At 68.4% G+C, this 19676-nt stretch carries 20 protein-coding genes and 2 pseudogenes; 12 read left to right on the top strand and 10 right to left on the bottom strand.

Features of this window, described 5'->3' with window-relative positions; translation table 11 throughout:
• Window positions 1-2 precede the first annotated feature (2 nt).
• The 4 genes from ACGF8B_RS36975 (at window position 3) to ACGF8B_RS36960 (ending at window position 2868) form a co-directional block, all read left to right on the top strand.
• Window positions 3-905, top strand: coding sequence for a geranyl diphosphate 2-C-methyltransferase (locus ACGF8B_RS36975; protein WP_392746792.1), 903 nt, complete (start codon window positions 3-5; stop codon window positions 903-905).
• A gap of 480 nt (window positions 906-1385) precedes the next feature.
• Window positions 1386-1529, top strand: coding sequence for a hypothetical protein (locus tag ACGF8B_RS36970; RefSeq protein ID WP_392746791.1), 144 nt, complete (start codon window positions 1386-1388; stop codon window positions 1527-1529).
• A 116-nt stretch (window positions 1530-1645) separates the two neighbouring features.
• The gene (locus ACGF8B_RS36965; RefSeq protein WP_392746790.1) at window positions 1646-1864 is read left to right on the top strand and encodes a hypothetical protein; all 219 of its coding nucleotides are present in this window, start codon (window positions 1646-1648) and stop codon (window positions 1862-1864) included.
• Between the two features lie 551 nt (window positions 1865-2415).
• Window positions 2416-2868, top strand: coding sequence for a DUF5707 domain-containing protein (locus ACGF8B_RS36960; RefSeq protein ID WP_392746789.1), 453 nt, complete (start codon window positions 2416-2418; stop codon window positions 2866-2868).
• On the opposite strand, the gene ACGF8B_RS36955 is transcribed toward ACGF8B_RS36960, so the two are convergent.
• Both ACGF8B_RS36955 and ACGF8B_RS36950 read right to left on the bottom strand, forming a co-directional pair.
• Window positions 2814-3053, bottom strand: coding sequence for a hypothetical protein (locus ACGF8B_RS36955; RefSeq protein ID WP_392746787.1), 240 nt, complete (start codon window positions 3051-3053; stop codon window positions 2814-2816). The two genes, ACGF8B_RS36960 and ACGF8B_RS36955, sit on opposite strands and share 55 nt — an antisense overlap.
• A 357-nt stretch (window positions 3054-3410) precedes the next feature.
• Window positions 3411-4067 (bottom strand): hypothetical protein, encoded by a 657-nt coding sequence (locus ACGF8B_RS36950; RefSeq protein WP_392746786.1) that lies wholly within the window; start codon window positions 4065-4067, stop codon window positions 3411-3413.
• A 1121-nt stretch (window positions 4068-5188) separates the two neighbouring features.
• Between ACGF8B_RS36950 and ACGF8B_RS36945 the strand changes: the two genes are divergently transcribed.
• Entirely contained in the window at window positions 5189-5887 is a 699-nt protein-coding gene (locus ACGF8B_RS36945) for a DUF4232 domain-containing protein (protein ID WP_392746784.1), read from the top strand.
• 270 nt (window positions 5888-6157) lie between these two features.
• On the opposite strand, the gene ACGF8B_RS36940 is transcribed toward ACGF8B_RS36945, so the two are convergent.
• Complete coding sequence (locus ACGF8B_RS36940; protein WP_392746782.1) at window positions 6158-7519, bottom strand: erythromycin esterase family protein; 1362 nt, start codon at window positions 7517-7519, stop codon at window positions 6158-6160.
• Between the two features lie 85 nt (window positions 7520-7604).
• Here ACGF8B_RS36940 and ACGF8B_RS36935 point away from each other — a divergent pair.
• Together ACGF8B_RS36935 and ACGF8B_RS36930 are read left to right on the top strand one after the other, a co-directional pair.
• Window positions 7605-7853 (top strand): annotated as a pseudogene (locus tag ACGF8B_RS36935) (transposase family protein); the annotation flags it as partial.
• Between the two features lie 187 nt (window positions 7854-8040).
• Complete coding sequence (locus ACGF8B_RS36930; RefSeq protein ID WP_392746954.1) at window positions 8041-8175, top strand: hypothetical protein; 135 nt, start codon at window positions 8041-8043, stop codon at window positions 8173-8175.
• 23 nt (window positions 8176-8198) lie between these two features.
• On the opposite strand, the gene ACGF8B_RS36925 is transcribed toward ACGF8B_RS36930, so the two are convergent.
• Entirely contained in the window at window positions 8199-8858 is a 660-nt protein-coding gene (locus tag ACGF8B_RS36925) for a TetR/AcrR family transcriptional regulator (RefSeq protein ID WP_392746780.1), read from the bottom strand.
• A gap of 72 nt (window positions 8859-8930) precedes the next feature.
• On the opposite strand from ACGF8B_RS36925, the gene ACGF8B_RS36920 reads away from it, so the two are divergent.
• From ACGF8B_RS36920 to ACGF8B_RS36910, 3 genes are all read left to right on the top strand, one after another.
• Window positions 8931-10418, top strand: coding sequence for an MFS transporter (locus ACGF8B_RS36920; RefSeq protein ID WP_392746778.1), 1488 nt, complete (start codon window positions 8931-8933; stop codon window positions 10416-10418).
• A 111-nt stretch (window positions 10419-10529) separates the two neighbouring features.
• Window positions 10530-11114: an NAD(P)H-dependent oxidoreductase gene (locus ACGF8B_RS36915; RefSeq protein ID WP_392746776.1), complete on the top strand. Its 585-nt coding sequence runs from the start codon at window positions 10530-10532 to the stop codon at window positions 11112-11114.
• Between the two features lie 27 nt (window positions 11115-11141).
• Entirely contained in the window at window positions 11142-11657 is a 516-nt protein-coding gene (locus tag ACGF8B_RS36910) for an Lrp/AsnC ligand binding domain-containing protein (RefSeq protein ID WP_392746775.1), read from the top strand.
• 93 nt (window positions 11658-11750) lie between these two features.
• Here the strand turns inward: ACGF8B_RS36910 and ACGF8B_RS36905 are convergent.
• Window positions 11751-12503, bottom strand: a pseudogene (locus ACGF8B_RS36905) (IS6 family transposase).
• A gap of 172 nt (window positions 12504-12675) precedes the next feature.
• Here ACGF8B_RS36905 and ACGF8B_RS36900 point away from each other — a divergent pair.
• Window positions 12676-13338 carry a hypothetical protein gene (locus ACGF8B_RS36900; protein ID WP_392746773.1) on the top strand — a complete coding sequence of 221 codons (663 nt, stop codon included), beginning with the start codon at window positions 12676-12678 and terminating at the stop codon, window positions 13336-13338.
• Between the two features lie 386 nt (window positions 13339-13724).
• Complete coding sequence (locus ACGF8B_RS36895) at window positions 13725-14183, top strand: hypothetical protein (RefSeq protein ID WP_392746772.1); 459 nt, start codon at window positions 13725-13727, stop codon at window positions 14181-14183.
• Window positions 14184-14569: 386 nt separating this feature from the next.
• On the opposite strand, the gene ACGF8B_RS36890 is transcribed toward ACGF8B_RS36895, so the two are convergent.
• The 5 genes from ACGF8B_RS36890 to ACGF8B_RS36870 form a co-directional block, all read right to left on the bottom strand.
• Window positions 14570-15703 carry a hypothetical protein gene (locus ACGF8B_RS36890; RefSeq protein WP_392746771.1) on the bottom strand — a complete coding sequence of 378 codons (1134 nt, stop codon included), beginning with the start codon at window positions 15701-15703 and terminating at the stop codon, window positions 14570-14572.
• Complete coding sequence (locus ACGF8B_RS36885; protein WP_392746769.1) at window positions 15700-16467, bottom strand: TniB family NTP-binding protein; 768 nt, start codon at window positions 16465-16467, stop codon at window positions 15700-15702. Before ACGF8B_RS36885 ends, ACGF8B_RS36890 begins: the two co-directional genes overlap by 4 nt.
• Window positions 16468-16469: 2 nt before the next feature.
• Window positions 16470-16751 (bottom strand): hypothetical protein, encoded by a 282-nt coding sequence (locus tag ACGF8B_RS36880; RefSeq protein ID WP_392746767.1) that lies wholly within the window; start codon window positions 16749-16751, stop codon window positions 16470-16472.
• Window positions 16745-18736 (bottom strand): integrase, encoded by a 1992-nt coding sequence (locus ACGF8B_RS36875; RefSeq protein ID WP_392746945.1) that lies wholly within the window; start codon window positions 18734-18736, stop codon window positions 16745-16747. The genes ACGF8B_RS36880 and ACGF8B_RS36875 overlap by 7 nt, the downstream gene beginning before the upstream one ends.
• A 143-nt stretch (window positions 18737-18879) precedes the next feature.
• Complete coding sequence (locus ACGF8B_RS36870) at window positions 18880-19638, bottom strand: TnsA-like heteromeric transposase endonuclease subunit (RefSeq protein WP_392746765.1); 759 nt, start codon at window positions 19636-19638, stop codon at window positions 18880-18882.
• Window positions 19639-19676: the final 38 nt, after the last annotated feature.

Here is a 19676-nt window from a genome sequence, read left to right as displayed (position 1 = left end):
GAATGGACGCATCTGTGACCAGCACGACCAGCACCGAACGCACCGCCACCGACGCTCAGGTCATCATCCCCGGCCCGGCGACTCCCTACCAGGGGGACATCGCCCGCTACTGGGACGGGGAAGCCCGGCCCGTGAACCTGCGTCTCGGCGATGTCGACGGCCTCTACCACCACCACTACGGCATCGGTGACGTCGACCACGCCGCACTCGGCGACCCCAAGGACAGCGAGAGCGAGAAGAAGCTGATCTCCGAGCTGCACCGACTGGAGTCGGCGCAGACCGACGTCCTCCTGGAGCATCTCGGCGGCATCGGGCGTGACGACACCCTGGTGGACGCCGGCTGCGGGCGCGGCGGGTCGATGGTGATGGCGCACCAGCGCTTCGGATGCAAGGTCGAGGGTGTCACCCTGTCGGCCAAGCAGGCCGACTTCGCCAACCGGCGCGCCCAGGAGCTCCGCATCCAGGACCACGTGCGCGCCCGCGTCTGCAACATGCTCTCCACGCCCTTCGAGACCGGGCAGGCCGCGGCTTCGTGGAACAACGAGTCGAGCATGTACGTCGACCTGCAGGACCTCTTTGCGGAGCACTCCCGCATCCTTGAGGTCGGCGGTCGCTACGTGACCATCACCGGCTGCTGGAACCCGCGGTACGGCCAGCCTTCGAAGTGGGTCTCCCAGATCAACGCGCACTTCGAATGCAACATCCACTCACGCCGGGAGTACCTGCGCGCCATGGCCGACCACCGCCTGGTGCCGCAGGCCGTCATCGACCTCACGCCGGCCACCCTGCCCTACTGGGAGCTGAGGGCAACGTCCTCGCTGGTCACGGGAATCGAGGACGCGTTCATCAACTCCTACAAGGACGGCTCCTTCCAGTACGTCCTCATCGCCGCCGACCGAGTCTGACCTGCGGCCAGCGGGCCCGTCCCTCACGGAAGGGCCCCCGGTCGGCCAGTATCACCGCACCGTGTACCAGGGTGGTTGTCCACCGGGGGGTAGTGATCGCTGTGGCGGTCGCGGGGGCTGTCGTTGTCATCGGCGGTCTGACGACATCGGCCACTGCCGACTCGCCAGTGTCGACGATCGTGCGTGCATGCCAGTGGGCCGGCGGGTGATGTTGTCTCAGCCACATGCTCGGACGGCTGGCACCCGACTGGCGGCGGTGGCGATGTATACGGCGCCGGTCTTGTTGCCTCACGTCCTTCCGACGACGGCCGGGGCCCCGAAGCTCAAGCCCACTCTGAAGACGATGAGCACGCTCCTGGAGATCGCGAAGAACATCCGCCGGATCCAGTCGAAGGGCGGCCACTACGACAGGCCCGGCTCCGGGCACCCGCTGCACCGCCTCACCGATGACAAGAAGGCTGCGGCGAACCGGCGAGCCGTGTGCGGGAAGGCGAAGCCGCCGGCCGGGGCATCGCCGTGGTCCCGGAGACGGAGACGGAGCAGGACAAGCAGGGCGGCCGGATCATCGGGTTCTGCAAGCAGGAGCGTCTCGTGAACGAGGATGGCTTCTGGGTCGCGGTCTGACCCGCAGCGCACACGCCGTGCCGCGGCTCGCTCACCTTGTCCGGGTGGGCGGGCCGCAGCACGGCGTTCGGAGGACCGAGACGACGGAGAGACGATGACGGTCCAGTGCCCTGCCTGTGTCCAGGTGTCGCACCACCAGTACGTTCTGCTGGAAACGGACGCCGAAGAACCCGACCAGGACATCGACGGCCGACGGCACGCTCGCGGGCAACGGGCTCGTCTGCACCAACGCGGAGTCCACCTACGCAACCGTCCTGACCGGAACCTCCTACGGTCGCGTCGACGTCACCTTCGACGCGACCGCCTACCCGGCTCCCCTGAGCATGCAAGGCTGAGACGAAGTCGTTGAGATCAGCCTGTACTTCCCGACCGAGGGACCGCTCGTCGGCCGCCCCTCTCCGAAGACCTGGCAGAAGTGCCCCTCCTCGGAGACGAGGAGGAGTACCAGTGGCGGAGGTTCCGGATCCACGCCCGGGGACGCGATGCCGCATCCGCGGTCGGCGACAGCCACGCTCAGGATGACGACACCGTCCTGGAACAGCACCTCATCCAGATCTGGGCCGCCACACACACCGGAGATCCGCCACCGGCTCACCGACCAGACCGGCCGACGCAGACGTACAGCCGGCGCCGAGGAGCACACGGCAGCACATGCCGCAGAGACAGACCACGCCGCAACGCCCCCGCGCCCGCCGAGGGAGATGCCCATCGCCCCGGTGCACGCCGAGCTGCACGTCCGTACCCCGGAATCCCCTGACCGACCACTCAGGTCGGGTTGAGTACGAGCGCCCATGTCCGGCGAATCCTCACGCGGGGAGTATCGGTGCAGCGCCGCATCAGAGCGGCGCCGACCTGATTCAGTGCTGAGACAGTTACGGAGAATCTCGTGTATCGACGTGTTGCTCTGTCCGTTGTTGGTGGCGTCGTTCTTCTCGGTGGTGCCGGTGCCTTTGCCTTCGCCCAGGCCGCGGAGCAGGCTCCGGCGCTGACGCACAGCGCCGCCCGCTACACCGCTCCCGACGGGGACCGTGACGGCGCGCTGGCCTTCGCCACCGAAGTCACGGCGTCCTCCGGTATCAAGAGCGTGAAGGTACTGGCCTGGCCGCAGAACTCGTCCTTCGCCAAGGAGGGCCTGACCGCCAAGGACATGGCCGCAGTGGAGTCGGCCGATTGCAAGCCCTCCGGGCAGGACGCCGTGCGCTGCACCTACACCGCCAAGGTCACCAGTGCCGTCGCTGCGTCGTCCCCGCGCGGTGCCTGGCACGTCGCCGTCCTGGCCACCGCTCAGGACGGCACCACGACCTTGGACACCGAGGCAGCCGGCTTCACCGTCCGGTGACCCGGACAGACCTCGCGGTGCTCGTACCTGGGCGGGAACTCCTGGGGCTGACGCAGTAGGCCCTTCGCGTCGACGTCGATGTCGTTCTGTTCCATGGTGACGGTGCCGACCGCCGGGATCTCCGCGGAAACTCGGTGCCCGACGACCCGCGTGCGGACGGAGTCGATCGGGTCGTCGGGGTTCACTCCATGCGGTGCTTGATGCCGCCCCGGAAGTCGAGGGTGTGGAGCTGGTCCGCCGTGGGCGCGCTCCTTCGCCCGACAGACCCAGTCCATGAAACCTGTTCCCGGCACCCGCAGCGGCGCACAGGACCAGCAGCCCGGCCCCGGGCCGCTCCTGCGGCCCCGAAATAGCACAGAGTCCAAATACTGCCTCTTCACCAGTGGCACGCGGACACGGTCGACGCCCTGGTGCTGGGGTTCACCAGCCCCCGGTCCAGACCGCATCAGCTGGTTCTTGCGGTGGGGGACGAGGGCGGGCCGGCCCGGATGTCCGCCCCCGCCCGTGCGTATGGTTCACGCACGGGCGGGGCGTGGGAGCGGTCAGGTGGCGGGCAGCACCTTCCAGGAGCCGGTGCCGGTGCCGCGGTCGGTGTAGTGGCTGGTGGTCACGTCGTACTTGGCGCCGGACTGGTTGGCGCCACCGTTGGTGTCGAGGAACCCGCCGTTGGCGGACCCGTAGTCGTTGAGCAGGTGCACGATGTCGTCGGTGCGGATGTGGCCGTCCGCGGGGGAGGACGTCTTGCCGAAGATGTGCCACTTCCCTGTGCCCGGGCCGCGGTCCTTGGTGGCGGTGGCCGACACCATGTACTTGGCGCCGCTCCTGGCGGAGACGCCGTTGGTGTCGAGGTAGGTGCCGCTGCCGTACTTGTTGATGAGGTAGACGACGTCGCCGCTGGTGACGCGGGTACCGGCTGCCTTGCCGGTGGCGGAGACGACCTTCCACTCCGATGTCGCCGGGCCCCGGCTGTTCGGGGTCTGGTTGGTGTTGACGTTGTACGTGGCGCCGGGCTGGCCGGAGACGCCGTTCGTGTCGAGGTAGCCGCCGTCACCGCCGTACTGGTTCTGCAGCAGGATCTTGCTGCCGTAGGTCAGGTCGGTGGCGGCCTTGGCGCCTGCAGCCGTGGCCGGGGCGGAGAGCGAGGCGGTGACGGCGGCCAGGGCCACTGCGGTGGCACCGGCTGCCAGGCGCTGCTTCATGGTACGGAACACAACATCCCCTTCATTGCTGCATGTAAAGACTCGCTCACTTTAAGTGAGCAAGTGGAGGGGTCGAAGCCGCCGGGCCGTAACACCGGAGGCAGTCGGTTCCGGTGCCGGGTGATGCATGAGCTGGGACATTGACAGCCGGCTGAGCACGATTGAGGTCCGGCCTGTTGCCAGGCGCCGGCCGGACCTCAGTTGCCTCGGAAAGATGTAGGCGTCAGCTATTCCGGCCAGGGCCGTTGGCCTCGTCGTCCGCATGGGAGTCGGGACCGCAAGGGAAGGTCCCAGAGCAGAGCAGAGCAGGGCGAGCCTGGACCCGCCAGACGGACTTCCAGATTTCCAGCCCTGTTGGCGTGCCGCCGCTGCCGGCACAGACAGCGCAGGAAGCCGTCCGCACGGGACATCCGCTTGTCCGCAGCGTAGGTGCGCCCAATGTGGGTGCCGCCGTAGCACGGCCGGTACAGCGCGGCTGTGCAGGAAGGGCACGGCGTTGAGCAGCCGGTCGCTGACGAGCTCCGCCAGTGGAACCGGTTCGACCAACTCCGCGCGTGCTTTCCGTAGCGCGCGCAGCACGCGTGCGTCCCAGAGCTCACCGTCCAGAACCTGGCGAGTCGTGAACAAAGCCAGTGCGGTGCGGCCTCCTCGCTCCCCGGCCCGGGCGGCACGCGTTCAGTGCTTTGGAGCGCTTCACTCGGCGGAGAGTCGGGCGATATTACGCGCGGCAGGGCCCGGTCGAGGCGAGACGAGACGAGACGAGACGAGACGAGACGAGACGAGACGAGACGAGACGACCGGAGTCTGCCGTACCACGGAGCCCCAGGCCGATGGGGCGAATTCCACGGGTCCTGGAACTTCGTTCATGGGGGAAGCGGAGCTGTGTGGCTCCGTCAGCGGTTGAGGACCTCCTCGACCTTCGCGGGACGCGTCGTTGCCGGAGACGGTGGCTGCGGGGATTCGTCGAGGTGGAGCGGATGGCGCGGGTATCGGCAATGATCTTGGGCGGAGTTCGTGCGGACTTGGTGAGACTGCGCCTTCGGATGCAACCCGTGCGTCTTGAAGGATCATCCTGCTTCTCAGTTGGCCTTGAGGCTTTTTGATGGGGAAGAAGGAAGTTCATGCGTACTCGTGCCCGTACCCGCATAGCCGCTGCCGGCGTACTCGCCGCACTGTCCATGCTCGCGCTCACCGGCTGCAACAGCGGCGACGAGGCTGACGCCGCCGCCGGTTCGTCGGCCTCGACCGCGGCTTCGCCCGAGGCGTCGTCCGGGAGCAGCTCGAACGGTGGCGGCAGCTCGTCCGGGAGCAGCTCGAACGGTGGCGGCACCTCGTCCGGCGGCACCTCGTCCGGCGGCAGCTCGTCCGGTGGTGGCGCCACCGCGGCCTGCACCACCCAGAACACCTCGGCGCAGTTCCGCCAGAGCGCGAACCACGCCAGCGAGTCGCAGGCGGCCGCCGGTTCGCTCAGGATCACCAACTCCTCCGGCGCCGCCTGCACCATCGTCGGTCCCACGGTCGTGACCGTCGCCGATGAGGCGAAGGGTAGCGGGCCGGTCTCCGCGGACAACTCCGAGGAAGGCTCGGATGCGGTCGACATCCCGGCGGGCGGCACGGCGACGGCCGACGTGATGTACAACGACGTGAACACCGAGGGCACCGCACGCCTCTCCTGCAGGACGGAATCGCCCACGGTCAAGGTCGCGCTGCCGAAGGACGCGGGTACCACGGTGAACGTGATGAAGGCGGACGGCTCGCCGGGCGGTGTCTTCAGCCTCTGCGCCGACTCCTTCAAGCTCGGCGCCTTCTCGGTCGGCTAAGGGCTGTCGTCGCAATTCCTGGCGGGTATGCGACGACAGCCACGGCACCTCGCCGCGTTGTCGGAACGCCCGAATGCGCCCAGTATTCGGGCGTCCGTTTGCTGTGATCCGGAGCCGACCAGCCCGGCCGGATGCACGACCAGACCGCCATGCGCACCGAGGGCGTCGCCGAGCAGTTGCGGCTGCATCCACGGCGGCCGCCTCCCTGTAGCCCGTCAGTAACCATCAACCCCAGTTACACCACTCGTTTGACGGACCCTCAACCCTGGGTCAGAGACTGGTGGCTGCGTGGACCTGGTTGAGGTGGATGAGAATGTCGTAGGCCCGGGTGATGGCGAGAGTGGGGAGCGGGTCCTTCTTGAAGGACGAGCCGGCCTCGTAGGTGGGGCGGGGGATGTCCAGCCAGGTGCGGCCCGCGGCGGGCAGGGTGCGCAGGTCGAGGTAGTAGTCGCGGTGGTGTACCCGGTCGAGGGTGTACTCCTGCATGTCGGGGGTGGCTGCGGGGACGGTGACCTTGTTCCAAGGGCTACCGAGGGTGGTCGCGGTGAGGAACGAGCCGCGGCCGAAGGTGAAGCCGATGGCGGCGTAGTCCCGGCCGAGGGCCTCGCGCAGGAAGACGCCCTGGGGCGTGGGGTACATCACCGGGTCGGTGGCCAGGTAGCCCACATGGCCGTTGTGCGCCGAGAGCAGCATCTTGTCGCCGGTGCGGCGGTGCCACCAGGCGGTGTTGTCGGCCATGACCCGGTCGCGGAGGTGCTCCGCGGCGGACACCGATGCCGGGTCGGACAGGTCGAGCGAGGTGAACGCGAAGGTCTGGGCGATGTTGCGGGCATGCTGCGCGGCCCATTCGTAGGCGTCGCCGCCGGCCCCCTTGTAGGCGGTGACCAGGTCGAACGCCTGCTGGGCGGTGGTGGCGTCGAGGCGACGTTCCGCGACGGGCTTGCGCAGGTAGGCGAAGACGTCGTCGAGGGGACGCAGGCCCGCGTACAGTTCCTCAAGGCGTGCGACGTCCTGGGGGCGGCTCGTCCGGGCGTATGAGAGCACCCGGTCAAAGACAGCGTTGCCGAGCTTGGGCGCCCCGATGTCGTTGCCCATGAAGTGGACCTTTCGGTCGGGGTGGCGGTCGTTGTAGCGCCGCATCCAGGCGATGAGGCTGACGAATTCCTCGCGCTCCCAGGGTGATCCGGTCAGTGTCTCCTTGGCGATCCGCCGGGCGTCGCCGGGGGCACCCTGCAGGTACTCGTCGATCCGCAGGCCCGCCGTCCAGCTCATCTCCAGGGCGAAGGTGGTGAAGCCCTTCTCCTCGACGAGGTGGCTGAAGACGCGTTGCTTCATGGCGAAGAACTCGTGCGAGCCGTGGGTGGCCTCGCCCAGTCCGAGCACCTTGGTGTCGCCGACCATGGCGTCCAGCGCCCGTAGGTCGGTGGTGTTGCCGCTGGGTTCCGTCGAGCGTAGGGGCTGGGCGGCGCTCTCCAGCGCGCGGAGCGCGTCGGCCTGCCGGCATTTCGTCCCCGTGGGGGCGGGGGTGGTGGTCGTGGCGGAGGCCGTGGGGGCCAGCAGGGCCGTGGTCGCGAGCCCGGCCGTCGCGGCGAGCAGCCTCCGTCGGCCGATCGCCTGGTGGTGCGCGGTCATACTGAACTCCTCGGCTCGTTCTTGTTCCCTGGGCGGTGAAACGATCATGGCCTGGGGTGGGATCGGGCCGCGCTGGGGGCTTCCTCCGGGTTTGACCGGGGGATATCCCCCTTATGTGTTCGCCTACGCCGAGGCCGAAGGGATCCGGTCGCGGATCGACGGTGCCGAGCCCCAGGTCCGCCGCCCGAAGGCCAACCGGCCCGGGCGACGGGCCTTCGTTTCCGGCAAGAAGAAGCAGAACACCATCAAGACCACCACCGTCAGCGACGGCCAGGGCCGCCTACTGTGGTCGGGCGCGGACCGCCCGGGCCGCATGCACGACCGGACTGAGGCTTCACCCGCCGTCCGCCCCAAGGACAGCCCAAGGACGCACCTGGGGCCGACGGGGCCGCATGACGGACGGCGGACGGCATTCTGTACGCCTGTCGGTGGACGGGCCGATCGCCACGCGGCCCTTCGCCCGCACCCGGCTGTGCCACCGCCCGCGCTGCCACCCCGCGGGCAGAGGCAAACGCCGCAGCATGGGCGAGCGCGCATTCATCACCCTGGTCGGGGGTGCGCACCAGCTGGTCAAGGCGCCGATCGTGCTGGTGTGGGAAGGGCTGAACACCCACGTTTCCCACGCCATGCGTGAGCTGGTCAGCCAGCGCGAGTAGCTGACGGTGTTCCTGCCGCCCGCCTACTCGTCCGCCTGACCGCCGCCGGGACCGTGCTCGTCACACCACCGCTTGGTGGCGATGCCCGCCATGACCACCGATACGACGTCTTCGGCAAGTTCCGGCGTGATGGGCAGGTGCCCGAAGAGCACACGGTAGTACGTGGTCGACGCCAGCATGTCCAGCAGAAGATCGATGTCCGCATCGGGCCGGATGTCACCCCGGTCGATGCCGCGACGCAGTGCTTCGGCGGTGGTGGCGCGGCGCGGATGGAAGAAGGTGTCCTTGAACTCCTTTTCCAGTCGGGGGTCGTCGGCGAGGTCCGCGACGAGCCCCGGCAGTGCTCTTCGGCCGACGGTGCTGGTGAACGCCTCGCTGAGGGTGCCGATACCGGCAATGAGGTCGCAGTGCGTGCAGCCGGTGTCGGGGGTCGGCGTAGTGCCGATGGTCCGGGCCAGAGCCGACACGACCAGGTGCTGGCGGGAGCGCCAGCGGCGACGCAGCGCGGGTTTGCTCGTACCGGCGCGGGCGGCCACCGCCTCCAGCGTGAGGCTGCTGTAGCCGACCTCGTTGAGGATCTCCATCACCGCTTCGGGCACGGCCTCGTCGATACGGGTATCCCGCGGCCTGCCGGAGGTGCTGCGGGCTCCGGCTCTTCCTCCGTCGCTCTTGGTGTTGACCATGCGGCAAGTATAGGTAGCATTCAATTACGTTCCGATATGGAACGGAACGAAATCTCTCGAGGAGTCCACCCCATGTCCCAAACCTCCGCCGACGCGAAGGACAGCGACCCCGCGCACACCCCCGAAGAAGCCCCACCCTCTCTCCCCGCAGAGAACGGAGCCGGTAAGGAGGGCAGGGAGAGCGTCTTCTCGGGCACGTACCGCGCGCTCACCCTCGGCGTCCTGCTGTCGGTCGGCATGGTCGCGTTCGAGTCCCTCGGGGTGGCGACCGTGCTGCCCGGCATCGCGGAGGACCTCGACGGCCTGGGCGCTTACGGGTGGGGCCTGTCGGCACTGATGCTCGCCAACATCATCGGCACCGTGCTCGCCGGGCGCGCCGCAGACCGCCGGGGCCCCTGGCGCCCGATGGCCCTGGGCATGCTCGTCTTCGCGGCGGGCTGCGCGGTGGCCGGCGCCGCACCCTCCTGGCCACTGTTCCTTGTCGGCCGCTTCGGACAGGGCCTGGGCGTAGGAGCCATCATGTCCATGGCCTACACCATGATCGGACTTGCCTACCCCGAGCGCCTGCGGGCCCGGATGTACGCCCTGGTGTCCTCGGCCTGGACGATCCCTTCCCTTGTCGGTCCCGCTGTCACAGGCATCCTCGCCGACCTCATCACGTGGCGCTCGGTCTTCCTGCTCATGCTGCCGATCGCCGCGGTGGCCGCGCTGCTCACCCTGCCCGGCCTGCGCCGCCTGCACCGCGCAGAAGCAGCCGCCACCGCCCCGGCCCCGGCCGCTCTGTGGTGGAAGCGTCCGCTGCCCAGCGCGATCCTGCTCACCGTGGGCACCGGCGTACTGCTCCAGGCGCTGCTGCTGAAGAACCTCGTCCTGCTGATCGTGCTGGCCGTGGCCGGTGCCGCCATGGCTGTGCCCGCGCTGCGCTGGGTGGCCCCGGAAGGCACCCTCAGCGCCCGGGCCGGCCTCGGTGCGGGTGTCGTCGTCCGTGGCCTGCTGTGCGGTGTCTATTTCGGCAGCGAAGCCTTCCTGCCCCTCGGGCTGCAGCAGCTGCGGGGCATGGGCACCACACTGGCCGGTCTGGGCCTGTCCGCCGGAGCCCTCACCTGGGTTGTCGGCTCAGGCCTGCAGGCCAAGCGGGACAACGGGAATCACGGCACGCGCACGGCTTCCACCGTGCTGGGCTTCGCCATCCTGCTGGCGGGCGTCGCGCTGATTGCGCTGACGATCCTGACCAGCGCAATCCCCTCCTGGACCGCCCTGGTCGGATGGGCCATCGGCGGCCTCGGCATGGGTATCGGCTTCAACGCCTCCACCACCGACACCCTGGAGCAGGCCCCGCCGGAGCAGCAGGGTGAAGCCAGCGGCGCGCTGCAGCTCGCCCAGACCCTGGCGACCGGCGTGATCGCCGGGCTCGGCGGCGCGGCCATCGCATTCGCCCAGAACCACGGCGGCTCCACCCGCACCGCACTACTGGGCGTCTTCGTCCTCACCGGCCTGCTCTCCATCGCGGGCATGCTGATCGCCCGCCGGCTGCGCCCCAAGGCAACACGGCAGGGCTGAACCCCGCAGCGCCGCGTCGGACCGCGTCACCGCGCGCCTGACAGGGCGCTGCCGTACATGCGCCAGAGCCCTGGGCCCTGTCGTCCAACTCCCGCTGAAATAGAGACGACCATGGACGAAGTACGTATGCTCGGCCTGTTCGCCGGCGCGACCACCGACCCCTTCGGGGAACTTCTGCTGCGCGCACTCGCCGGGCCAGGGCCCAGCGGCGTACGCATCGACCTGTGCCAGGTGCCCGAGAATCTGCCCGCGCACGCCGACCCCGGCACCTCTTCCCTCCCGCCGCAGGTGCAGAAGCTGCGGGCGCTGGTGGCGGACACGCACGCGCTGCTGATCGTTCTGCCCGAAGCCGACGGGCCACTGCCATGGCCTTGGTCCACAGCCCTGAACTGGCTCGGCTGGCCGCCCACGGGCTCTCCGCTGACGGCCCTGCCGACCGCCGTACTGACCACGGAGGCCGCTGTCACACCACTGCCCTCTTCGTTCACCTCCGCCGAGGAACTGCTCACCAGCGCCCGCTGCGACCTCGTCGGCCCGCGCACCATCGTTCCCTGCGCGGCCAGGACACTGCACCCGCAGCCCGACGGACGCGTACTGGTCAGCGACCCCGGAGTCATGCTGCGGCTGCTGATGCACATCCACCGAACCGCAGCGGCAGCCCGCTCCGCCGCCAGGGACTCCGGGCCACAACAGTGAACACAATTGTGTCCCGCCACTGTCCGCTTGAGTTCCAGTAGTCGTTGCAACACCTTGCTCGACGCTCGGCGCCGACCCGGCTACGGCGGCACGCCGCTGGATCAGGCCGAGCGACAGCGGCACGGCCTGGGTCACGGGCCGCGCGGCGCCGGCCACGGCGCCCCGGAGTCCTGCCTCGCCGTCATCCAGCGGAGCTGCGCCCCCTCGCAGGCCCTCGCCGTCGCGCACCCAACTGCGCGCCTGCCCAACGTCCTCAGCATCGAGCACACGAATGGTTCTGGCGCGCTCACGATGCTCGTCGAGGTGCGCGATTTCGCCATCCTCTCGCGCTTCCTGCTCGAATCGCCTGGATCCATCCCCGGGGTCGACAACGCGAGCGGTCATGCCGTGGCGAAGGTGGTCGCGATAGGTGACCACTGGCAGCTCAACGATTTCGACTCAGCCTGGTACGCCGCCATCGGCGGGAGCCCGTACCGCCGTGCGGACACCATCACTTCCGACGGTGGAGAGGTGCTGCGCCCCTACGACAGCGTCGACAGGTAGCTGATCCTCCCGCTCGGCGAGGGCGGCCGGCGCTGTCACGTTGTTGGGTGTCTGGGTGTCTGATGGTGTGTCGGGGCGTGGTGGGGCCTGTACTCAGGCCGTGGTGGGCAGACTGGCGGTGCCGGTGACCTGCTCCCAGGTGGTGAAGCGGTGCTGCATCTCGGTGCGATAGTCGGGGGCGGTCATCGGATGGCGGCGGGGCCGGAAGCGCGGTGAGACACCGCTGAACGCGGACAGGAACCGCTGCGCCCCACCAGCGGAGCGGACGCCTTTCATCGCACGTTCACGCTGCCGGGTGGGCTGGTGGCTGTTCTCCGCCCGGTTGTTCAGCCCCTTGTGCGAGCGGTGCTCGACCGAGGGCATGACCTCGCGGTGAGCGGCGCCGTAGGAGCGGAGCTTGTCTGTGACGACCACCTGCGGCACCGTACGGGTCGTCTCCACCGAACGACGGAAGAATCGCCTGGCCGCGGTCTTGTCCCGCCGGTTCTGTACGAGGATGTCCAGCACCATGCCGTCCTGGTCGACATCTCGGCAGAGGTACTTCTGCTCGCCGTTGATCTTGAGGAAGACCTCGTCCAGGTGCTACTTGTCACCAGGTCGGGGCCGGCGGCGGCGCAGCGAGTTGGCGTACTGCTGACCGAACTTCAGGCACCAGCGGCGGATGGTCTCGTAGGAGACACGCCGCGCTCGAAGCATCAGCTCCTCGACTTCACGGAAGCTGAGCGGGAACCGGAAGTACAGCCACACGCAGTGAGAGATCACCTCGACCGGGTGCCGGTGACCCCTGTACGACGGCGACACGCTCCCCACGGACTCCCCCTCCACCACGATCAACCCGAAGCTCATCCCACCCGCTCAGCCAACGTGACAGCACCTCCCGGATCGATCGCGTCCAGTTCATCTTCATCCCGGCGCGCTTCGGTCATCGCGCCGGCCGACGAGGGGACTGCGCCCGCGTGACCATCGTCGCCCCGTTCACACGCCTCACGCCCCATTCGGCTTTGTCTATCGTGGTGTCATGCGAGCGTCGGATGGTTCGGTTGAGTGGCTTGAGGACTTCATCACCGTGTGGCACGGACCACGTCAACCGAGCTACGGCCTGACCGAGACGGAACTACCCGAGTTCCTCCCAGTGCCGCTCCAACGCCTGTATCGTCATGCCGGGCGCTGGCCCGGCCCGAATCCGGAGGAGCACTTGCCGGACTCGCCCGGGATCTTCCAACAACAAGATGTGCTCGTACGCGCCGAGGCTCTGAGCCTTCACGATGGAACGGTCGAGTTCCTCAGCGAGAACCAGGACAGCTGGACATGTCGTGTCACAGCTGCCGGTCCAGCGGCACCCGTCGTGCTGAGCAACGCCCACTGGATGTGGGACGACGACTCGGAAGACGAGTACACCCCGCTGACGCCGTCTCTCGAACAGTTCCTTACGAGCTTCGTGCTCCAGGAAACGGTCTTCGGATGCCGCAACCTCGCCACCACTGGCGAGCTGGCGGCCCTGCCCAACCGGTCGATCCCGCTCTGGCTGGACGGCTGGTACGTCTTCGAAGAACCCAGCCACAGCTTCTGGACTGTAGGCTCCGCGCTCGTCGCCGACATCAGTGGAACCCGCTGGGTTGGCTGGAACGGTCCAGACACGCCCTCAGCTGAGCTCGGAAAGCTGCAAATGATCCGAAGCTAGTGTTCCGCGCCAATCGGCGCCGTCTCTCTTTCAGGCGTAATTGCGCACACTCGCCTAGATCCCCGCCCGCGTACGCGAGCCCTCAGGTTCACCCATCTGGGCCATCGGGTCCTGGTCGGGCCGACGACGGGCCCGACCCGGATCAGGACCCGGATCAGGACCAGGACCCGGACCAGGGCCCGGGCCCGGGCCACCCAGTGCTTCGTTGATTCCAATGTGGTCAGAGCGTTGACCGATAGTTGGCCCTCAGTCGCTGGATCGAGACACCGCCCTCCTTCAGTCGCGACAGGACCTGATCTCGTACCTTCAAATCAATTTGGTAACACCGGCTTTGGGTGGAGAACGCGTCCTCTAATACGGAAGGAAGACAGCAGAAGGGGAATCTTGTGGCAGCTGCGATCATCGCCGTGCTGGGCACCCTGCTCGGTGCTCTTGTGGCGGGTGCTATGCAGCACCTCATCACTCTCTCCGCCCGCCGTGATCGTGATCGGCAAGCGCTGGCCGCTGCAGTAGCCAGCCTGCTCGGTGCCGCGACAGACTATCGCCGCCACCAGTACCTGAAACATGTCGTCCGCGGGACGGGCGAGGCGGAAAGTCTGGAGCTGAAGGCGGGCCGGTTCGAGGCACAGTGCGGAGTGACCAAGGCTGTGACCGCGCTCACCCTCGCGACCGACAACGCAACGCTCCTACGCTTGGCGACTGCTCTGGTTGACACGTCTAGTGAGATCAAAAACCACGCACACGACGATCGTCCAGCCATCGACGGCTCGGAAGACCGAGCCCGCCGGGCACACGAAGCCTTCCAATCAGCAGCCGCCCAACACTTGAGGCAGTTCCGGCGTTGAGTCCTCCTCCCTGGGCAAGGGCAACCCGCAGGGTGCGAGAAACACAGGTATCTCCGCCGTTCTGCCGAGTCTCGACACTTCGCGGGGGCCGCCCCTTCGAGACCGCCTTTTCGTAGTGCCCGATACGGTCGAAATCCGAGCTGGCCAACAAGAACTCGACGTGGCCAAGTGCCGATTGTGACCGCTCGCGGATCGATCCCGGAGTCCTCGCAGGTCACGGCGCTTCTGCTCATCGCAGTTGGCGGGTCCTGTTCACGGGTGTCCCGTCTCAGATGATCTGGCCTGAGGAGAGGGCTCTGACCTGGGGAGACCAGATCGATTGAGACGCGCGTCCGGCGGAAATCTCAATCGATCGGGTCCCGGAGGGGCGGATGCCAGGAGCCGTCTCAGTTGACCTGGTTCGTCTCTGGCGTTTCAAACTGATACCACGCCTGGTTGGCCAGCCATGACTGGTAGTTCTTGAAGATCACGGCGAGGCCATCGGGTTGCTCGCGTAGGTCGAAGTACTCGCGCAGAAGCCGGTAGAGAGTAGTGACGGCGTCGGACTCGGCGTGTGGAGTGATCGGATGGATCCAGCCGCCGGGGGCGAGGTGGCGGATCAGCACGGGCCAGGTGAGGTCGTGACCGTGGTCCAGGCGGACGACGAGCCACTCCTGGAAGCCCGTGAGCATGTTCCAGGAGGTGCCGGCGTCCAGGCCGAGGATGAAGGCGGTGTTTGCGGCGAAGGAGTCGTCCAGGCCGTGCCGGGTCGGGTCTCTTTGCAGGGCGGTCAGGAGCGCTCGATAGTGTTTGAACACGTTGCTCTGGAAGGTCTGCCGGGTGAGAGCGAGGATGTTCCCCGCAGTTCGATCCGGGTGGCTGGCAAGGGTGGACGGGCTGTTGGCCGGGTGGTCGGACATGTAGCGGTGGACGGTGGCGAATCCGACGGTGATGTCGCATTCGTCGAGCAGCCGTTCCCAGGCCTGCATGACCGTTGGAGGCTGGCCGCCGTGCTTGGCCGCGTGGTCGTTGATGATCGTGTCGATGGCTGCTTGGGCGCGTTCTCTGGTGGGGCTCTTGACGGCGGCGCGCTTCTTGCGTGGTGGCGGCGTGAGAGAGTCGAGGGCTTGGAGGATGATGCGCCGGCTGACGCGGTGTCGCTCCGCCAGGCGCTGGACCGGCAGTTCGGGGTTGACTGTCGAGTCCTCGCGGATCGCCGCGAAGAGTGCGGGCTTGTCCGCCTCGGTCGTGACGTGTCGTTTGGGCTTGGCCGGTGTCTTCTTCCGCGGGGCGAGGTCGGCCAGCGTTCGCTCCAGCACGTCCTGTTGGCGCCCGGTGAGTTCGGCGAGCCGGTCGGCTCGAAGCCGTCGTCGAGGGCTGAAGTCCGGTGGCCCGGCGAGGTAGCCCCGTAGGTAGCTGGGCTTGAGATGGTTGGCCAGGGCCAGGCGGCGGACGAAGGAGTCGGTGCTCTCTCCGGCTTTTGGACGCGGGCGGTTGGGCAGCAGGCGGAGGCGGCCTTCGTCGCTGCCGGGGGCACTCACGAGGCGGGCTTGGTCTTGCGGGTCTGGGCCGCGCGGTCGAGCTTCACCTTCTGCAGCGAGGCGCGGGTGATCTTCTCGGTGCCGTCCAGGATGGCGTCGATGGCGGCGCCGCGGATGAGGTGGGACAGCGATCCGATCATGCCGCCGGTGCGGTCGTGCAGGTAGTGGGAGAGCCCTTCCAGGGTGCCAGGCCGGTGATCGTGCAGCCGCAGGGCCTGTTCGAGGGTGCTGACCAGGCCGGTCCATTCGTCGGTGCAGGGGAAGGGGACGGTTTCGATGGCGCTGAACCGTCCGGCGATCTGGCGGCCCCGGGTTCCGGCGAACAGTCCGTTCTCCTCCAGATCGATCCCCGCGTAGACGAACGTGGCGGGGATGCGCTCGGAGAAGTACTTCAGGGTGTCGGAGACCTCGGCGCCATTGCGGGTGGCGAGGGAGAGGTTGTGCAGTTCGTCGACGCAAACGACGGTGACCCGGGCGTCGATGAGGACGCCGCAGACGGCCTCGATGACGTCGGTGATGTTGGCGCGCGTGGTGACGGGCAGGCCCAGGAAGCGGGCGAACTCGACAGCGAGCATGCGTGAGGTCGCGGCGGGCGGAACAGTGACATAGACCACCGGAATCCGGCCGTCGGCCCCCGGGTGTCGGCGCCGGTCGATGGTCTCGACGGTTTTGCCGAACTGGGTGAGCGCGGTGGTCTTGCCCGTGCCGGCCGGGCCAGACAGGATCAGGCCGCGGCGCGCGCTGATCGCATGCCGGTTGAGCAATGTCAGGCGCGCCTGCCGGTGTGGACGACCGTGCGCAAGGTGGAGGTCGCGGCCACCGTCAGTCGGGTGTGGTAATCGAGCCGGCCGTCGTCGTAGTCGAGCCGCTCGTCCTGGTCCATGGCGTCCCGGACGCTGTCGGGCAGCAGGACGGGCGGGGCCGGATCCTGCCGCGTGAACTCCCGCCAGCCTTCCAGGGTGGTGAGGTAGCGCTGCAGTTCCTCCCGGTCCAGAGCCGTGCGCCATCCACGCTGCCGGTCCGGGCCCTGTTCGGTAGCGGTCACCATCGTTTGTCGGCCTCCTTGAAGGGATCGAACACGCCGAGCGGGATGACCTTCGCGATCGGCCCGTCCTGCGTGCCGTCCCTTTCCTCGTCATCGTGGGGCAGCGGATCGTCTGTGCGGGCCGGTGGTGTTCCGGGCTTGGGCAGCCTCGGCCCGGGGACCTCAGCGGCGGCCCGGGTCCGGGCGGCGACACGCTGGTCGCGTCGGGACGGACGAGGCGTCCGGGAGCCTTTCCCGCTGCCGGGCCCCTGCCCGGCTTTGGTCAGGAGTTCGGTGACGGCCTGGGCGATCTGCTCTTCCGTGGGGTCGCTCTCGCCCTGCCGACGCAGGTCGGCCGCAGCGTGGTTCCAGGCCAGGTCCCCGAAAGGCTGCGGGACGCTGCCCAGGTGCTTCCAGGGGACCGGGATCCAGCCGCCTTCCCAGTGGTTGCGGACCCAGACCCAGTTGGCGTCGTAGGGGTCGCGGTGGATCTCCCACAGGTCCCGTTTGCGGGTGACTCCGGAGGGCTGGCGTCGAAAGGGGCCCAGCTCCGCGTTGTCGTAGACGCGGTGGTTGATCTTGATGCCGTAGGAGTTGACGGCCCGCCAGGTAGCGGGCAGGAGTTCGACGTAGTCGTCCGCGCCCAGGGCGAGGGGGACGTAGCCGGCGCTCTCGATCAGGCTGGCGTGCTTCTCGTTCGGGGTGAAGGTGCGGCCGGGGCTGCCGGGGTCCCTGAGCCCGTCGTGGCGCCGATTCTGCCACTTGGCGACGAGCCATTCGTTCAGGAATTCCTGGATTTCCAGCATCGACCACAGCGGCTCGTCCTCGACGTTGCGCCCGCCGTGCTCGGCCGTGCGGCCCAGGTAGCCGGATAGGAACTGGCAGAACATCGTGGCAACGGATTCAAGCGTGCGTTCGATGTGGGGCTTCTCTGCAGGCGAGCGGGGGTGGCAGGGCTGGAAGGTGATCTCCAGGGCTCGGCAGGCGTTGCGGAAGTTCTCCGAGATGAACGCCTTGCCCCGGTCGCAGACGATGGTCTCGGGGATGATGACCGGCCGGGCCGCCGCATGCTCCAGGCGTTCGTCCAGGAACAGCAGTCTGCGGTGCGGCAGTACCGACCGGGACATCTTGAGGGCGTCGATCCATCCGGGCCGCATCGGCTCCAGGGTCAGAGCGCGGGCCAGCAGCAGCGAGGCGTCCACCGATTTGGTGGTCGGCCGGATGACCGCGGCGGCGATGGTGCGGGTGGCGACGTCGACGAGGCCGCAGAGCTCCACCCGGCCGGGCATCCCCTCATCGAGCCGGACCAGCACGTCCAGCGGGGTGGAGTCGATCTGCATCAGCTCGCCTGGCGCCGCGACCTGCTCGTAGCGAAACGGGCCCTCGGGCTGGTCAGCCAGGGACCGGCGCGTGCGGGCCGAGCCGGTCACGTGGACGCCGCCGGACAACTTCGCGAAGAGCCGGTAGAACGTCGCCCGCGACGGCATCTCCACCACGTCCTTGCCATGCTCGGCCGCCAGGATCTGCTCGGTCCGCCAGCGCGCGTACTCGATCGTCCGGGTGGAAGCGTCCACGCTCTCGGCGATGGCCTGGCGGATAGCCGACACGACGCTCGGGTCGGCCCGGCCCAGCAGCGACGCGTGCGGGGCGAGCCTGTGGTCCACCACCGCTTCGACGCCGCCGGCCTCGTAACGCTGCCGCTTGCGCTTGACCGTCCGCGCGCTGATCTCCTCACCCAGCGCGGCCAGTTCGGCCGCCTTGCTCCGCTCGCGCTCCGCCAGCGAACGAACGGCCGGATCGTACTCGGGACGGGGCCTCGTCCCGGCCGGGGCATCCGGTGACAGACCGGTCAGGACCTCGACCAGGTGCCGCTGCCACCACAATGCACGATCCGCCACCTCCGTCGGCAGATGCCCCAGCAACGCGGCCGAACCCAGAGCGGCCCGCTCACCGGCGCCAAGGACGGCGAAGTCCTCGGCGGCCTGAAGTTGGGCCTGGTCCACCAGCATGCCGGCGCCGTGAACGTCGGCGAGCCGAACCCGCATCCCGGTCAGCCCGACCACCGTGTAGGTGTGCTCCTCGAACCTGACACGATCGCCCAGCCGCAGCCGCAGCCGCAGCCGCAGCCGCAGCCGTCCCGGACGCGCAGACCTCACGATCGCCCCCCGGCCGCCAGTCGGACGGCCGTGGCCGCGCCAAGCGGAGCCGAGACCAGGTCCGCCACCAGCTCGTGCATCCAGAGCAGGTGATAGAGCACCGGCAGCACCGCCAGCCGGTCCCCAACCCGCTCGGCGCCCGCAACAAGCAACTGCGGTTCAGCGAACACCTCCCGCAGCTGGACCGCTATAGGCGCCCGGTGGCAGCGCGGATGCCTATAGCGCGCCAGCCAGCGCAGATTCGCCCGGAACGGCTGATCCAGGTCACCGACCAGCCGAAACCTCCAGCCCGCCGTCTCGCAGACCCGCGCGGTGAACGCGAAGACCTCGGCGGCTTCCTCATCGACCAGGCTCTCAGGCCGGACATCGACGACCACACCGGTGCCATCGGCGAGCCTCACGAAGTAGTCCGGGGTGTGCTCGCGGTTGCGCGCCCCGTCCTTCCAGACCAGGCGGAAGGGCTGGGAGGCCAAGGCGGTGACGGCGGGGTCGAAGTCCAGAGCCATGACGGCATCCCGCTCAACCCACGACTCGTAGCCCACCAGGGAGCGCGACGTCGCCGCCCAGTACTCGCCCGTGAAGTTCTTCTGCCCCTTGAACGCAGTGAACTTCCGAGCGGGCGAGGCACGTTCAAAACGTTCGCCCCAGTGCAGTGCCAGTGTACCGAGCCGCTCGGAGCCGTCGGCCCCGACGAAACCGACCTGGATATCCGAGAGCCACTCCCAGGCCGGAACGGCCTCCGCCGGCTCACCCACGAGCACCTCCCCGCCTCCATCACCCCGGCAGTGCGAGA

This window comes from Streptomyces sp. NPDC047917 (genome assembly GCF_043204345.1).
In the GTDB taxonomy this organism is placed as follows: Bacteria; Actinomycetota; Actinomycetes; order Streptomycetales; family Streptomycetaceae; genus Streptomyces; species Streptomyces sanglieri.
This window is presented reverse-complemented; position numbering and strand designations above follow the sequence as displayed.

Excerpts from the sequence above, each read along its gene's own strand:
- ACGF8B_RS36915 (WP_392746776.1), top strand. The coding sequence starts at position 10,530 with ATGGACGAAGTACGTATGCTCGGCCTGTTCGCCGGCGCGACCACCGAC.
- ACGF8B_RS36920 (WP_392746778.1), top strand. The coding sequence starts at position 8,931 with ATGTCCCAAACCTCCGCCGACGCGAAGGACAGCGACCCCGCGCACACC.
- ACGF8B_RS36945 (WP_392746784.1), top strand. The coding sequence starts at position 5,189 with ATGCGTACTCGTGCCCGTACCCGCATAGCCGCTGCCGGCGTACTCGCC.
- ACGF8B_RS36975 (WP_392746792.1), top strand. The coding sequence starts at position 3 with ATGGACGCATCTGTGACCAGCACGACCAGCACCGAACGCACCGCCACC.
- ACGF8B_RS36930 (WP_392746954.1), top strand. The coding sequence starts at position 8,041 with ATGGGCGAGCGCGCATTCATCACCCTGGTCGGGGGTGCGCACCAGCTG.
- ACGF8B_RS36925 (WP_392746780.1), bottom strand. The coding sequence starts at position 8,858 with ATGGTCAACACCAAGAGCGACGGAGGAAGAGCCGGAGCCCGCAGCACC.
- ACGF8B_RS36950 (WP_392746786.1), bottom strand. The coding sequence starts at position 4,067 with ATGAAGCAGCGCCTGGCAGCCGGTGCCACCGCAGTGGCCCTGGCCGCC.
- ACGF8B_RS36880 (WP_392746767.1), bottom strand. The coding sequence starts at position 16,751 with ATGGTGACCGCTACCGAACAGGGCCCGGACCGGCAGCGTGGATGGCGC.
- ACGF8B_RS36940 (WP_392746782.1), bottom strand. The coding sequence starts at position 7,519 with ATGACCGCGCACCACCAGGCGATCGGCCGACGGAGGCTGCTCGCCGCG.
- ACGF8B_RS36900 (WP_392746773.1), top strand. The coding sequence starts at position 12,676 with ATGCGAGCGTCGGATGGTTCGGTTGAGTGGCTTGAGGACTTCATCACC.
- ACGF8B_RS36875 (WP_392746945.1), bottom strand. The coding sequence starts at position 18,736 with ATGCTGGTGGACCAGGCCCAACTTCAGGCCGCCGAGGACTTCGCCGTC.